General features: G+C 65.1%; 13 protein-coding genes. 7 read left to right on the top strand and 6 right to left on the bottom strand.

Translation table 11 applies throughout. The annotated features are described in order from the left end of the window. Positions 1-16: 16 nt before the first annotated feature. Complete coding sequence (locus tag MOK15_RS06380; protein ID WP_242930828.1) at positions 17-418, top strand: M67 family metallopeptidase; 402 nt, start codon at positions 17-19, stop codon at positions 416-418. A gap of 99 nt (positions 419-517) precedes the next feature. Continuing rightward, positions 518-1,174, top strand: a complete 657-nt coding sequence (locus tag MOK15_RS06375; RefSeq protein ID WP_242930827.1) for a histidine phosphotransferase family protein — start codon at positions 518-520, stop codon at positions 1,172-1,174. Positions 1,175-1,270: 96 nt separating this feature from the next. Here MOK15_RS06375 and MOK15_RS06370 read toward each other — a convergent pair whose 3' ends face one another. The 3 genes from MOK15_RS06370 to parE all read right to left on the bottom strand — a co-directional run bounded on the left by MOK15_RS06370 (position 1,271) and on the right by parE (position 5,862). Continuing rightward, the gene (locus MOK15_RS06370) at positions 1,271-2,326 is read right to left on the bottom strand and encodes a nitronate monooxygenase (RefSeq protein WP_242930826.1); all 1,056 of its coding nucleotides are present in this window, start codon (positions 2,324-2,326) and stop codon (positions 1,271-1,273) included. Positions 2,327-2,464: 138 nt separating this feature from the next. Then, a complete protein-coding gene (locus MOK15_RS06365; RefSeq protein ID WP_242930825.1) occupies positions 2,465-3,739 on the bottom strand; it encodes a serine hydrolase in 1,275 nt (424 codons plus the stop codon). A 119-nt stretch (positions 3,740-3,858) separates the two neighbouring features. Continuing rightward, positions 3,859-5,862: a DNA topoisomerase IV subunit B gene (parE, locus tag MOK15_RS06360; RefSeq protein WP_242930824.1), complete on the bottom strand. Its 2,004-nt coding sequence runs from the start codon at positions 5,860-5,862 to the stop codon at positions 3,859-3,861. A gap of 243 nt (positions 5,863-6,105) precedes the next feature. On the opposite strand from parE, the gene MOK15_RS06355 reads away from it, so the two are divergent. Further along, positions 6,106-6,972: an outer membrane beta-barrel protein gene (locus tag MOK15_RS06355; RefSeq protein ID WP_242930823.1), complete on the top strand. Its 867-nt coding sequence runs from the start codon at positions 6,106-6,108 to the stop codon at positions 6,970-6,972. A gap of 210 nt (positions 6,973-7,182) precedes the next feature. Further along, positions 7,183-8,385, top strand: a complete 1,203-nt coding sequence (locus MOK15_RS06350; protein ID WP_242930822.1) for a M48 family metalloprotease — start codon at positions 7,183-7,185, stop codon at positions 8,383-8,385. A 56-nt stretch (positions 8,386-8,441) separates the two neighbouring features. On the opposite strand, the gene MOK15_RS06345 is transcribed toward MOK15_RS06350, so the two are convergent. Beyond that, entirely contained in the window at positions 8,442-9,125 is a 684-nt protein-coding gene (locus MOK15_RS06345) for a GcrA family cell cycle regulator (RefSeq protein WP_278254124.1), read from the bottom strand. A 115-nt stretch (positions 9,126-9,240) separates the two neighbouring features. Here MOK15_RS06345 and MOK15_RS06340 point away from each other — a divergent pair, with 115 nt between their 5' ends. Next, positions 9,241-10,113, top strand: a complete 873-nt coding sequence (locus MOK15_RS06340) for an ABC transporter permease (protein WP_242930821.1) — start codon at positions 9,241-9,243, stop codon at positions 10,111-10,113. Between the two features lie 39 nt (positions 10,114-10,152). Here MOK15_RS06340 and MOK15_RS21845 read toward each other — a convergent pair whose 3' ends face one another. After that, positions 10,153-10,281 carry a hypothetical protein gene (locus MOK15_RS21845; protein ID WP_278254123.1) on the bottom strand — a complete coding sequence of 43 codons (129 nt, stop codon included), beginning with the start codon at positions 10,279-10,281 and terminating at the stop codon, positions 10,153-10,155. After that, positions 10,278-11,591: a UDP-glucose/GDP-mannose dehydrogenase family protein gene (locus tag MOK15_RS06335; protein WP_242930820.1), complete on the bottom strand. Its 1,314-nt coding sequence runs from the start codon at positions 11,589-11,591 to the stop codon at positions 10,278-10,280. Before MOK15_RS06335 ends, MOK15_RS21845 begins: the two co-directional genes overlap by 4 nt. Positions 11,592-11,761: 170 nt before the next feature. On the opposite strand from MOK15_RS06335, the gene wecB reads away from it, so the two are divergent. Both wecB and MOK15_RS06325 read left to right on the top strand, forming a co-directional pair. After that, entirely contained in the window at positions 11,762-12,880 is a 1,119-nt protein-coding gene (wecB, locus tag MOK15_RS06330; RefSeq protein WP_347567180.1) for a UDP-N-acetylglucosamine 2-epimerase (non-hydrolyzing), read from the top strand. Positions 12,881-13,054: 174 nt separating this feature from the next. After that, the gene (locus MOK15_RS06325) at positions 13,055-13,291 is read left to right on the top strand and encodes a hypothetical protein (protein WP_242930819.1); all 237 of its coding nucleotides are present in this window, start codon (positions 13,055-13,057) and stop codon (positions 13,289-13,291) included. Positions 13,292-13,537: the final 246 nt, after the last annotated feature.

The raw sequence follows: 13,537 nt of genomic DNA, 5'->3' as shown, positions 1-13,537 counted from the left end.
CTCTACGCATGTAGGAATGAGGATCGCGATATCAAGAGGACTGGTGGAACAAATCGTGGCCCTGGGTGCGGCGAGCAGGGATGAGGTGTGCGGGTTGCTGTTCGGGCAGGCGGGGCGGATCGACGCTTTCCTGCCCGCCGCCAATGTCGCCCCCGATCCGGCGCGCCATTTCGATCTGGACCCGGCGGCGCTGATTGCGGCGCATCGCGCGGCGCGGGCGGGCGGGCCGCAGATTGTCGGCCATTATCATTCCCACCCTTCGGGCATCGCCGTCCCGTCGAAGACCGATGCCGCCAGCGCCGCGCCCGACGGCAGCCTGTGGCTGATCGTGGCGGCCGGTGGCGCCAGGCTCTGGGTCGCCGGGCCGGGGGAGGGCGACGGCGCGGGATTCACTGAGGCGATGCTCGATATAAGGTGATCGAAAGGCGGCGAGCCGGGCTTGCATCGGGGGACGCGGCGGCGCATTAGCCGGGAACATCCTTTTTTCTCCTCCCCTTATTCGGCGATCCACATCCGCATGACCAATCCGACCGACAGCATCGAATTTGCCAGCCTGCTCTGTTCGCGCCTGTGCCATGACCTGCTGAGTCCGGTCGGCGCGCTCAACAACGGGCTGGAACTGATGGCGGATGAAAATGACCCGGAAATGCGCGCGCGTTGCCTGGAGTTGCTGGGAGACAGCGCGCGGACATCGGCCAACAAGCTGAAATTCTTCCGCCTGGCCTTCGGGTCGGCGGGCGGTTTTGGCGAGGCGGTGCCGCCGCATGAGGCGCGGGTCGCGATCGAGGGCATGTATGCCGCGTCGGGCCGGGTCAAGGTCGGCTGGATGGTCGAGGAGAAGATGCTCGGCAAGTTGCCGGCCAAGATATTGCTCAACCTGGCGCTGATCGCGGGCGACGCGCTGGTGCGGGGCGGGCAACTGGATATCGGCGCGGAAAGCCGGCCGGGCGTGACGGAAATCGTGGTGCGCGCCGAAGGGCCGAAGGTCGTGCTGGACCCGGATCTGCGCGCGGCGCTGGCGGGGACGCTGCCGGTCGAAGGGCTGGTGTCGCGCACCGCGGCGGCCTGGATGGTGCGGCAACTGGTGGCCGAGGCGGGCGGCGATATCGTCCTGTCGCCGGCAGGTGAGCCGACCCTCTTGTTCGGCGCGGTGATACCGGATCAGGAGCGCTAGGGCGGATCGACATTCTGAGTTTTAAGCGCTTCCCAAGCCGGCATGACGCTGAAAATAAGGCTGAGGCTTCCGCCCTAAACTGAATGCCGATTGGCGCTAATATTCGCCTTCGTCCATCTCCGTCCTGATCCTGTCGACCAGTTCGGCGGCCGGCAGCGCGCGGGCGAGCGGCGCGCCCTGGCCGGCCCATTGGGCGCCATAGCCGCTTTCGCCATGGGCCTTGGCAAGCTGATGGAGCGCTTTCCCGGCATCATAGGCGATGGGATAGTCGGGCGGCGTCAGGTCCGTTTCCGCGCCCCAGCCGACGAAGCGGTTGGGCAGGCAGCGTGCGGGACGGCCGGAAATCGCGCGCGTCATGGCAGTATGCGCGGCGGCCGGGCCGAACAGCGCGGCGCGATAGGCGGCGTCGGCGCTGCTTTCGGGACAGCCGATGAAGGCGGTGCCAAGCTGCGCCGCGACAGCGCCCAGGTCGAGCGCGGCGCGCACTCCCCGGCCATCCATGATGCCGCCCGCCGCGATGACGGGAAGGCCGGCCTGCTCCACCAATAGCCGGGTGAGTGCCATGGCGCCAAGCCGGTCGTCGGGCGCGTCGGGGTCGAAGACGCCGCGATGCCCGCCAGCCTCAAACCCTTGCGCGACCAGCATGTCGATCCCGGCCGCGCGCGCGGCGAGGGCCTCGGCCAGGCTGGTGACGCTGGCGAAGAGGATGCATCCCGCCGCCTTGAGTGTCGCGATCCGCCAGGCTTCCGGCAGGCCGAAATGGAAGCTGACGACCGCGGGGCGGGCTTCGACGACAAGGCCAAGCATGGCGTCGTCCACCGCGAAGCTGCGATAGATTTCGCGCAAGGTGGCGGGGGGAGCGCCGCCGAACTGGGCGAAGAGCGGTTTCAGCGCGGTGAGCCACCGTGCCTCCACATCCGGTCTGGCCTGCGCGGGCGAATGGACGAAGAGGTTGACGTTGAAGGGGCGGGCCGTGCGCGCGCGGACGGAGGCGATCATCTCCCGTGCGGCAGGCGCCTCTACCGCACCGACGGCTATCGAACCGAGCGCTCCCGCATTGCTGACGGCGGCGGCCATGTCGGGGGTGGAGACGCCGGCCATCGGCGCCTGGATAAGGGGCAGGGAAAGATGGAGCGCTTCAAGCGGATTCATGCCGCCTTATGTGGACCGTCCCGTCCCGCGTCGCAATCACCGCATGGAGAAAAGGCGATTATCGCCTTTGCAAACCCGCTTTTTGAACGTCGGTATCGAGGGATGAAAATCCTCTCCCGTAAGGGGAGGATGCCTTCGCTATTCCGCCGCCAGCACATTCAGCGCCCGCGTCATCAGCGCGACGAACTTCGCGTCGTCCACCCGCGCCGCCGCGTTGTTCCAGCTTCCGCTGACGGCGTACCAACCGCCATCCTGCGCCTGCACCAGGAAATTCATCGCGATGACGCCGGGCTCGCTGCCGCCCTTAAAGCCCAGATAGCGCCAGCGTTTCGCGTCGGCGGGGGCGATGCCGGGGTTGACGGCCAGGATGGATAGCGCGTCCCCGCCGTGGAAGCGCAGCCAGTCGATCTGGGCGATCATGTCCCTGGGCGACGCGAACCATTCGACGCTGTCGATGGCGATCGGCACTTCGGCGACGCTGCCTATGTCCACCTTGTCGGCGGTAAGGCGCGGCGCGGCGTCGCGCAGAAGGACACGACGCGCAGCGAGCGATCCGCTCTCGTAGCGGCGGCGCAGGTCGGCATTGGCCGGCATTTTGAGTGCGAAGGCTTCGGCGGTGGTGAGGAGCGGCAGCGCCTTCGCCGCGTCGGCATGGCCGGTCGCATCCAGCATCGCATCCACCCGGTCGCGGCCCAGCGCCAGCAGCAGCGTGTCGCTGGCGCTGTTGTCGCTTTCGGCGATCATCGTGGTGGCTAGGCTGTGGAGCGTCATCGGCGCACGGTCAGGCCAGGTCATGAGGCGGCCGGAAAAGCTCTTGGGGCCGAGCGGGATGACGTCGCTCCAGCGACGTTCCCCGGCGGCCACCGCGCGGGCGAGTTCGGCAAGGATGGTGAGCTTGAAGCTGGAGCCGATCGCCATCTGCGCGTCGGCGCGACGGGCGCGCAAGAATTGCGGGCCGGTGTCGGTCAGTTTCGCGATGGCGAAGGCAGTGTTGCCGGGCAGGGCGGCGATCTCCGCCATCACCTTGTCCAGGCTGTCATTGGCGGTGCGCGCGCTGACGATGCGGAGGCCGATCACCCGACCCGGCGGCTGCGGCGCGACGACCAGCGTGAAGCCGACGGTGGCGTGCTCATAGCGGATTTCCACCTGGCCCGCGGTGGCGCTTTCGGTGCGCACGGCGCCCAGCGACACGGGCTTGCCATGCTGGGCGCGCAGGTCCGCCGCGATCGCGCGCCAGCGGTCCACCGGCACTGCGTCTAGGAAGAGGGGAGCAAAAAAATCGGTCTCGTCACCGGGGCCGGAAAGGATGCGGAGAAGCTGTTCGGCGCGGGCCTGATATCCGGAGGTGGGGGCTGCGCGGGCAGGAGGCAGCGCCAACAGGATCAGAGCGATCAGGATCGACCAGCCGCGCACCTACCACGTCCGTTCGTTTGGAACGTAGTCGAGTTCAACGCAGCCGAACGTATGGGATGCGCTATCCGCTTCTCGACTTCGCTCGAAGCGAACGGAGAGCGAAAGGATAATATCCATTTTCACGCATCAATCGCTTCTTCGTCCACCGCGGCCGCATTTTCCTGGATGAAGGCGAAGCGGTGGGCGGGGTTGGTGCCCATCAACCGGTCGACCAGATCGCGCACCCCGGCGCGCTCCTCGACATCGGCGGGCAGGGTGATGCGGATCATGCTGCGGGTCTTGGGGTCCATGGTGGTTTCGCGAAGCTGCATCGGGTTCATTTCGCCCAGGCCCTTGAAGCGGCTGACCTCGACCTTCTTGCCCTTGAATTCCTTCTCCATCAATTCCTCGCGATGGGCGTCGTCCTTGGCGTAGAGGCTCTTGCCGCCTGCGACCAGGCGGTAGAGCGGCGGCTGGGCGAGATAAAGATGCCCGCGCCGCACCAGTTCGGGCATTTCCTGGAAGAAGAAGGTCATCAGCAGCGTCGCGATATGCGCGCCGTCGACGTCCGCGTCGGTCATGATGACGATGCGTTCATAGCGGAGGTTGTCCGGGTTGCAGTCCTTGCGCGTGCCGCAACCCAGCGCCAGGATCATGTCGGCGATTTCCTGGTTGGCCAGGATTTTCGCGGTGTTGGCCGAAGCGACATTGAGAATCTTGCCGCGCAGGGGCAGGATCGCCTGGGTCTTGCGGTCGCGCGCCTGCTTGGCGGAGCCGCCTGCGCTATCGCCTTCGACCAGAAAGATTTCAGCGCCTTCCGGGTCGTCGTTTGAACAGTCGGTGAGCTTGCCGGGCAGGCGCAGCTTGCGCGAATTGGTCGCGGTCTTGCGCTTGACCTCCTTCTCCTGCTTGCGTTTGAGGCGCTCGTCCATGCGGTCGAGCACATAGGCGAGCAGTGCCCTGCCCCGGTCCATATGGTCGGTCAGATAATGATCGAAATGGTCGCGCACGGCGTTTTCGACCAGTCGCGCCGCGTCGGGGCTGGTGAGCCGATCCTTGGTCTGGCTCTGGAACTGGGGATCGCGGATGAAGACCGACAGCATGATTTCCGAAGAGGTCATGATGTCGTCGGCGGTGATATCCTTCGCCTTCTTCTGCCCTACAAGGTCGCCGAAGGCGCGAATGCCCTTGACCAGGGCGGTGCGCAGGCCCGCTTCATGGGTGCCGCCATCGGGGGTCGGGATGGTGTTGCAATACCAGGAGTAGGAACCATCTGACCAGAGCGGCCAGGCGACCGCCCATTCGACCCGCCCGGCGGAGCCGGGGAAATCCTGCCGTCCTGCGGAGCCGGGAAAATCCTGATTGCCTGAGAAGAAGATGCTGGTCGCGCATTCGCGATCGCCGACCTGTTCCTTCAGATGATCGGCCAGGCCGCCGGGAAACTGGAAGACGGCTTCGGTGGGCGTATCGTCGCTGATGAGCGAAGGATCGCATTTCCAGCGTATCTCGACGCCCGCGAACAGATAGGCCTTGGACCGGGCAAGGCGATAGAGGCGGGCGGGCTTGAATTTCTGCTCGCCAAAGATTTCGGTGTCGGGGATGAAGCTGACCAGGGTGCCACGCCGGTTGGGGGCGGCGCCGACCTTTTCCAGGCTCGTCTGGGGCAGGCCTTGCGAGAAGCTCTGGCGAAACAATTCCTTGTTGCGCGCCACTTCGATGACGGTGCCGGTCGACAGCGCGTTGACCACGGAGATGCCGACGCCGTGCAGGCCGCCGGAGGTGGCATAGGCCTTCCCCTCGAACTTGCCGCCCGAATGGAGGGTGGTGAGGATCACTTCCAGCGCCGATTTGTCGGGAAATTTCGGGTGCGGGTCGACCGGGATGCCGCGGCCATTGTCGGTAATGGTCAGCCGGTTGCCCGCCTCCAGCGTCACTTCGATCCGGGTCGCATGGCCCGCGACGGCCTCGTCCATGCTGTTGTCCAGCACTTCGCTGGCCAGATGATGCAGCGCGCGCTCGTCGGTGCCGCCGATATACATGCCGGGGCGGCGGCGGACCGGTTCCAGTCCCTCCAGAACCTCGATGGTGGACGCGTCATAGGCGGGGGTGGCGGGCGTGTTGGCGGCGAACAGGTCTTCGGACATGGCGACAAGCTATAAGGGGGCCTGCGGCGGGCGCAAGCATGGCGTCGGTCTGATAATCGCTGACGGGCATGGCCTGACGGGTGGAAGACGGCTTCATTTGCGGCGGGTTTTTGTCCGTTCAGATACAAACTGTGTCTCCGGGGACGCACTGTCATATATTGCGGTTGGCGATGAAACAAAGAGGAAGGTCAAGCCGTTAGCCGACCGACAGGGGTGTAAAGCCTTCACAGTGAGGAGACGTTTATGAAGCTCAACCGCATCGCGCCATTTGGCGCCGCAGTTGCATTCGCTCTGGCTGGCGTTCTGGCGACGCCGGCAACGGCGCAGGACGACGCCGGCAGTTCCAATTGGACCGGACCGTATATCGGCGGATCGCTGGGGTATAACTGGCAGCCCAACAATACCGCCAATGATATCGAACAGGTTTATTTCGATACTAATGGCGATGGCCAATATGGCGACATCGTTCGCACGCCAGCCGGGGGTAACGCCTTTGCGCCGGGCTTCTGCAACGGCAAGGCGACCAGCGCCACCACCTGTTCGAGGGGCGATCGGGAGGGCAAGGCGGCTTGGTCGGTCATGGCTGGCTATGACAGGCAATTCGGCAATATCGTCGTGGGTGGCGTGATCGAGGGCGGCCAATCCTATGGCAGCAACTATGTCTCCGGGTTCAGCACGACCCCGGCGAGCTATACGCTGGTCCGTCGGCTCGACTGGGAAGCCGCGGCCCGCCTGCGCGCTGGCTACAGCCTCAACCGCACGCTGATCTATGCGACGGGCGGTCTGGCTTATGGCAAGTTCAAGAACAGCTTCCTGACCACCAACACGGCCAACGCCTTTGCCGAGAATAATCGGACCGAGGACGACTGGGGCTATACCGTGGGCGGAGGCATCGACCAGAAGATCAGCGACAATTTCTCGATAGGCCTGCTCTATCGTTATACCCGCTTCAACCCGAACGATTATAGCGTGACTGTGACGCAGGGCAGTGCGCCGGCGACCAACCCCTTCGTCAATCCGGCCAGCACCTCCGGCCAGACGGTGATCGGCCGTAGCAACGAGCAATATACAACGCAGAGTGTCCGCGTGACGGCAGCATATCGCTTCTGAGCAGGGGCGGGATTTTCCGCCTTCCTTCCAGGCAAGAAGAAAAAGGCCGCCTTTTCGGGGCGGCCTTTTTTTCTGGATCGGTGACGCGCGGGCCGCTGAAGGGCATGGCGCGGTGGGCGCAAGCGTCCTGCTGCGCGGCGGGACTAACATCCCTTCATCAACGCTTTACGCGCAATGCCAAGCTGATAGGCTGCGCCTCTTCATCGATCCATGGGGGATGCCCTTTTGTCCGCAGCGCCTTTTGATCCCGACGCGGCGACCGCCGCCTATCTCGCCACCCTGTCCCCGGCCCAGCATGAACGCGCCATCGCCTATACCCAGGGCGGGCATTGGCTGCTGCTCTGGGGTACGCTGGTGACGGTGGCGGCGATGCTGCTGATCTGGCGCAGTGGCCTGCTGGCGCGGTTCGCGGGGCGGATCAGCGGCGTGAAGGCGCGGCCCAATCTGACGGCGTTCCTGTGTACGATCCTTTTCTTCCTGTGCGATTGGGCGATCGAACTGCCATGGAGCATCTATGCCAACTGGTGGCGCGAGCGCAGCTATGGCCTCACCGCGCAATCTTTCGGCGACTGGCTGGGCGAGGATATTATGTCGACCGCGATCAGCATTCCGTTGCTGGCGTTGCTCGCAATCGCCATCTACGCGCTGATGCGGCGGACGCCGCGCTGGTGGTGGGCCTGGTCGGGGCTGGTCGTTGTCGTGGGCATCGTCCTGATGGTGGTGGTCGCGCCGGTGACGATCGAGCCACTGTTCAACAAATACACGCCCGCGCCCGCCGGGCCGACCCGCGATGCGGCGGTGGAACTGGCGCATCGCGCCGGCGTGCCGGGCGACAAGATCTACATCTATGACGGGTCGAAACAGTCGGAACGCTATACCGCCAATGTCTCCGGCCTGTTCGGCACCGCCCGCGTCGCGATGAGCGACACGATGGTCAAGCAGGGCGCCGACCTGGCCGAAGTGCGCGGCGTGGTGGGCCATGAACTGGGCCATTATGCCGAACATCATGTCCTGTGGCTGGCGGGGGGCATGAGCCTGCTGGCGATGCTGCTCTTCTGGCTGGTCGACCGCCTCTATCCAACGGTGGCGCGGTGGGTTGGCGCGGGGGCGGCGATCGGTGATCCGGCGCATATGCCGGTCGCCTGGGCTGTGGCTGTGGTGGTCGGCCTGTTCCTGGTGCCGCTGATGAACAGCATCAGTCGCTATGACGAAAATGCCGCCGATCGCTTCTCACTCCAGATCGCGCATGAACCGGACGGGCTTGCCAAGGCGCTGGTCAAGACGATCCAATATCGCGCGTCTTCCCCTTCGCGGCTGGAGGAGATATTGTTCTACGACCATCCCAGCGTCGAGCGGCGTATCCATGCCGCCATGCTGTGGAAGGCCCAGCACCCGGACCTGGTGGGAAAATAGGACAAGAAAAAGGCCGCCTTTTCGGGGCGGCCTTTTTGCTGGATCAGTGGTTGGCGTTAACGGACGCGGGGGCCGCCGAAGGGCATGGGCGGCGGCGGGCGGCGCGTGCCGCGGGGCAATTGCGCCTGATAGGCGCGGCCGCAATGCTCGACGCAATAGGGGAAGCCGGGGTTCACCTGCTCACCGCAGAAATGAAAATCCGGTTCGCCCGGATGACCCATCGGCCATTTGCAGATCCGCTCGGTCAGGTCGAGCAGGCTGGTCTTGTCGGCGATGTCCGCGCTGGGCTTGGCCGGTACCAGGCGGCGCGGCGGAGCGGGCGGGATCGGCGCCTGCTGGTCGCCCGGACCCTGGCGCAGAAAGCCGCCGGGGCCGACCGAAACGATGCGCGGCTGCGGCCGTGCGGGAGGCGCATCGGCAGCGGCCTCTGGCGCGGCAGGGGCCGCCGGGGCGATCGGTGCCGCGACCGGGCGGTGCGGCGGCGCAACCGGTGCGGCGGCGCGCGGCGTCTCGATCGCGGGTGTGGGCGCGACGGGCGCGGGCTTGCGCGGGGCGGCGGCCTTCTTGGGCGTCTCGTTCGCCTTCACTGGCGAAGGGCGCGATTGCAGGCCCAGGCGATGCGCCTTGCCGATCACCGCATTGCGGCTGACGCCGCCCAGTTCATCCGCAATCTGGCTGGCGGTCAGGCCGCGTTCCCACATCGCCTTGAGCTGGTCGATACGTTCGTCGGTCCAGGACAATGAAAAACTCCTCACAAATCTCTGCGTGCATCCTATATGGGGATCAGGCGCGGCGGTTCAAATCCTTGAACTGAGCGCTTGCAGCACAACGAACCAGCCGATAGTCGATCCAGCCATGAACGACCAGCCCAAAATTGCCGTCCCTTCTGTCGCCCCTGTCGACGCCCACCGGGCGTTCGCCGAACCGGGCGTTCCGCAGATTCGCAACATCAACTGGCCCGGCACCTGGGCGCTGTACCGCAAGGAAGTGCGGCGCTTCATGAAGGTGCAGTTGCAGACGGTCTGGGCGCCGGCGATCACCACCTTGCTGTTCCTGGTCATCTTCATCGTCGCGCTGGGCGGCAGCGGCCGCACGGTCACGCTGCGCGGGGAGGCGGTGCCCTTCGCCGACTTCATCGCGCCCGGCCTCATCATCATGGGCATGATCAACGCCTGCTTCGCCAATGCCAGCTTCGCGCTGATGGTGGGCAAGGTGCAGGGGACGCTGGTCGATTATCTGATGCCGCCCATCTCGGTGGGCGAACTGCTGTTCGCGCTCGCCGCTTCCTCTGTGACGCGCGCGGTGCTCGTGGGTTTCGCGCTGTGGCTGGCGATGGCGGCCTGGCCGGGCGTGCATGTGACGCCGGCCCATCTGTGGGCGGTGCTGTGGTTCGGGCTGCTCGGCACCAGCTTCATCGCGTTTCTGGGCGTGCTGACGTCGATCTGGGCGGACAAGTTCGACCATGGCGCGGCGATCACCAATTTCGTGATCGGCCCGCTCGCCCTGCTGTCGGGCACCTTCTATTCGATCGACCGGCTGCCGGCCTTCTTCCAGGGGATCAGCCACGCCAACCCCTTCTTCTACATCATCTCCGGCTTCCGCTACGGCTTCGTCGCGGCGGCGGACACCAATGTGGTGACGGGTAGCCTGGTGCTGCTGGCGCTCAATCTGGTGTTAGGCGGCCTGTGCTACGGCCTGCTGCGCCGGGGCTGGAAGATCAAGGCCTGAAGGGTGTGAGGGTCGGTGCGGCATTGCGCCGAAAGCCCCTCAGATAAAGGCGAAGAAAACCGGCATGACGATCATCATGCCGGTCAGCAGCAGTGCTGCGATCATCCAGTGATGGAGGCGGGGAAGGACGCGGTCGTCGCCGCGTCCTTCCTCCCAGGGCCAGTTCAAATGCCCATTCCGCCGACGCGGGAGAGGGCGAAGCCAGCGTCTGCGGCTTCTGCGAGTGGGTATATGTTGCGCAGGTCGACGAGGACGGGCTGGGCCATGGAGGTGGCGAGGCGCTTGAGGTCGAGGGCGCGGAAGATGTCCCATTCGGTGACGAGGACGAGGGCGTCTGCGCCCTGTGCGGCTTCATAGGCGTCCTTGACCATGGTGACGCCGGGGACGAGCGGCGCTGCGACCTCCATGCCTTCGGGATCATAGGCGACGACCTTGGCGCCGGCATCTTCGAGCGCCTGGACGATGGCGATGCTGGGGGCGTCGCGCATGTCGTCGGTGTTGGGCTTGAAGGTGAGGCCGAGCAGCGCGACCGTCTTGCCGCGCGCGTCGCCGCCCAGCGCCTTGACGATCTTGCGGCCCATTGCCCGCTTGCGCAGGTCGTTGACCTGGACCACCGTCTCGACGATGCGGATCGGGGCGTCATGATCCTGCCCGGTCTTGACCAGGGCGAGCGTATCCTTGGGGAAGCAGGAACCGCCATAGCCCGGCCCTGCGTGCAGGAATTTGGAGCCGATACGGTTGTCCAGGCCAATGCCGCGCGACACGTCCTGCACTTCGGCGCCGACCGCCTCGCACAGGTCCGCCATCTCGTTGATGAAGGTGATCTTGGTCGCCAGGAAGGCGTTGGCGGCATATTTGATGAGTTCGGCGGTGCGCCGGCCGGTGAACATCAGCGGCGCCTGGTTGAGGTTGAGCGGGCGATAGACCTGGCTCATCACCGCAATGGCGCGCTCCGACCCGGTGGTGCCCACAACGACGCGGTCGGGGCGCTTGAAGTCGCCGATCGCTGCGCCCTCGCGCAGGAACTCAGGGTTGGAAACGACCTGGATGTCGAGGTCCGGGCGCAGGTCGCGCGCGATCCGCTCAACCTCGTCGCCGGTGCCCACGGGCACGGTCGACTTGGTGACGATGACCGCCGGGCCATCGAGCGATTCTACGATTTCCCGCGCTGCAGCATAGACATAGCTCAAATCGGCATGGCCATCGCCCCGGCGCGAAGGCGTGCCCACCGCGATGAAGATCGCGTCCGCGCCCTTGACCCCGTCCGCAAGGTCGGTGGTGAAGGTCAGCCGACCGGCTGCCGCATTGCTGCCTACCAACTGGTCCAGCCCCGGCTCGAAAATCGGCATCCGTCCCGATTCAATCGCCGAGATCTTGCCTGCATCCTTGTCGACGCACACAACATCATGACCAAAATCCGCAAAACAGGCTCCCGACACCAAGCCTACATAACCCGTGCCGATCATCGTGATTTTCATGAGGTGCTCCGGCTCCGCATAGAAAGAAAAAGGGGGGTGCAACGCGGCTCTCACAAAGCCGCTGCACATTTGGTTCGCTGCAATGCAGCGAAGAAATGCGCAAGCGATTCAGCGGCTGTATACCAATTTCTGCGACAGGCGGAGCGCAGCGGCAGGCAAAAGGAAGAGACGTGAAGATAGCAGTGGTGTTCGGGACGCGACCCGAAGCGATCAAGATGTTTCCCGTGGTCCATGCCTTGCAGGCGCGGGCCGGCGTGGAAACGCGCGTCATCGTGACCGCGCAGCATCGCGGCCTGCTGGATCAGGTGCTGGAGATTGCGGGGATCATGCCCGACATTGACCTGGACGTCATGGTGCCCAACCAGACGCTGGACGGCCTGACGGCAAAGCTGATCGTCGAACTGGGCAAGGCGTTCGACAGGGAAAGGCCCGACCGCGTGGTCGTGCATGGCGACACGCTGACCACCATGGTGGCGAGCCTGGCCGCCTATTATCGCAAGATCCCTGTCGCCCATGTCGAGGCCGGGCTGCGCAGCGGCGACATTCATCATCCCTGGCCGGAGGAGGTCAACCGCCGCGTCGTCGCCTGCATCGCCGACATGAACTTCGCGCCGACCCAGGCGGCGGCCGATGCGCTGCTCGCGGAAAATCGCGTGGCCGAAAGCATCTATGTCACAGGGAACACCGTGATCGATGCGCTGCTGGCGACGCGCGCGCGGGTGCTGGCGGAACCGGCGCTGGCGAGCGGGCTGGACGATCTGGCGGCGCGCTTCGCGGGCAAGCGCATTGTCGCCGTCACCAGCCATCGGCGGGAGAATTTCGGCGGGGGGATGGAGGCGATCGCACGATCGATCGCGGATATCGCCGCGCGGCCGGATGTGGCGGTGATCTTTCCGGTCCACCCCAATCCCAATGTGGGGCCGGTGATGGACGCGGTGCTGGGCGGGCTGCCCAATGTCGCGATGATCGAGCCGCTCGACTATCCGCATTTCGTGCGATTGCTGGACCTGTGCCATCTGGCGCTGACCGACAGCGGCGGTGTGCAGGAAGAAGCGCCTTCGCTCGGCAAGCCGGTGCTGGTGATGCGCGAAACGACCGAGCGGCCCGAAGGCGTGGCGGCGGGCACGGCGAAACTGGTGGGGGCGGACCGGGAAAGGATCGTGAGCGAGGTGCTAGGGCTGCTGGACGATGAGGATGCCTATCAGGCGATGGCGCGGGCGCATAATCCCTTTGGCGACGGCAAGGCTGCGGAGCGGATTGCCGAGGTGATCGGCCGCGCGCCGCAATAAAAGCGGCGACGTTGCGACACCTATCTGCTACCGGACGGCATCGCGCGAATCCTGCCCGCAAGCATTCGCCACGACCGAGAGACAATTCGCGCTCCCGCTTGCAACGCAAGGAGCGTGTTTCATGACCATCTTGTTTCGTCCTACCCCGGTTGTCGGCATGAAGGGGCAGTCCGCATGAGCCGCGCCATCAACCTCGATGCGTCGCAGGACGATGTGAAAGCGCTGTGCGCACGCCATGCCATCGCCATTTCCACCATCGAGACGCTCACATCGGGCGGCACGCGCGTGGTTCTGCTCAATCCCGATGGCGCGGATCGTATCCGCACATTGATGAAGACGAAGATCATCACCACCAAGGTGGTGCGATCGCCCATGCACATGGCGCGCCAGCCTCTGCCGCGTTATCGTTAAGGAAGTGTTTGAAAATGCGCCATTCGGCGCATTGCGGCACCGGCCCACACCCCCACCCGGCCACCCAACGGCTATATTCTATGGGTGGCCGGGTGGGGGAGAGGGCCGGTGCGGTCTCAAAATGCGCTCTTCCGCGCATTTTCAAACAGACTCCAGGAGACTGAGGCAGGCTGCATGGGGTGAATGCAGCAGGCCAGGACCGATCGACATTCAGGTTAAAGCAGAAGCCTCATTTTCAACGTCATG

Source organism: Sphingobium sp. BYY-5 (assembly GCF_022758885.1).
In the GTDB taxonomy this organism is placed as follows: Bacteria; Pseudomonadota; Alphaproteobacteria; order Sphingomonadales; family Sphingomonadaceae; genus Sphingobium.
The sequence above is the reverse complement of the archived record's forward strand: the minus strand, read 5'-3'. Positions and strand labels throughout refer to the sequence as shown.

What these genes read in the sequence shown, in the direction of transcription:
- MOK15_RS06380 (WP_242930828.1), top strand. Translation starts at nt 17, where the DNA reads ATGAGGATCGCGATATCAAGAGGACTGGTGGAACAAATCGTGGCCCTG.
- MOK15_RS06375 (WP_242930827.1), top strand. Translation starts at nt 518, where the DNA reads ATGACCAATCCGACCGACAGCATCGAATTTGCCAGCCTGCTCTGTTCG.
- MOK15_RS06370 (WP_242930826.1), bottom strand. Translation starts at nt 2,326, where the DNA reads ATGAATCCGCTTGAAGCGCTCCATCTTTCCCTGCCCCTTATCCAGGCG.
- parE (WP_242930824.1), bottom strand. Translation starts at nt 5,862, where the DNA reads ATGTCCGAAGACCTGTTCGCCGCCAACACGCCCGCCACCCCCGCCTAT.
- MOK15_RS06355 (WP_242930823.1), top strand. Translation starts at nt 6,106, where the DNA reads ATGAAGCTCAACCGCATCGCGCCATTTGGCGCCGCAGTTGCATTCGCT.
- MOK15_RS06350 (WP_242930822.1), top strand. Translation starts at nt 7,183, where the DNA reads ATGGGGGATGCCCTTTTGTCCGCAGCGCCTTTTGATCCCGACGCGGCG.
- MOK15_RS06340 (WP_242930821.1), top strand. Translation starts at nt 9,241, where the DNA reads ATGAACGACCAGCCCAAAATTGCCGTCCCTTCTGTCGCCCCTGTCGAC.
- MOK15_RS06335 (WP_242930820.1), bottom strand. Translation starts at nt 11,591, where the DNA reads ATGAAAATCACGATGATCGGCACGGGTTATGTAGGCTTGGTGTCGGGA.
- MOK15_RS06325 (WP_242930819.1), top strand. Translation starts at nt 13,055, where the DNA reads ATGAGCCGCGCCATCAACCTCGATGCGTCGCAGGACGATGTGAAAGCG.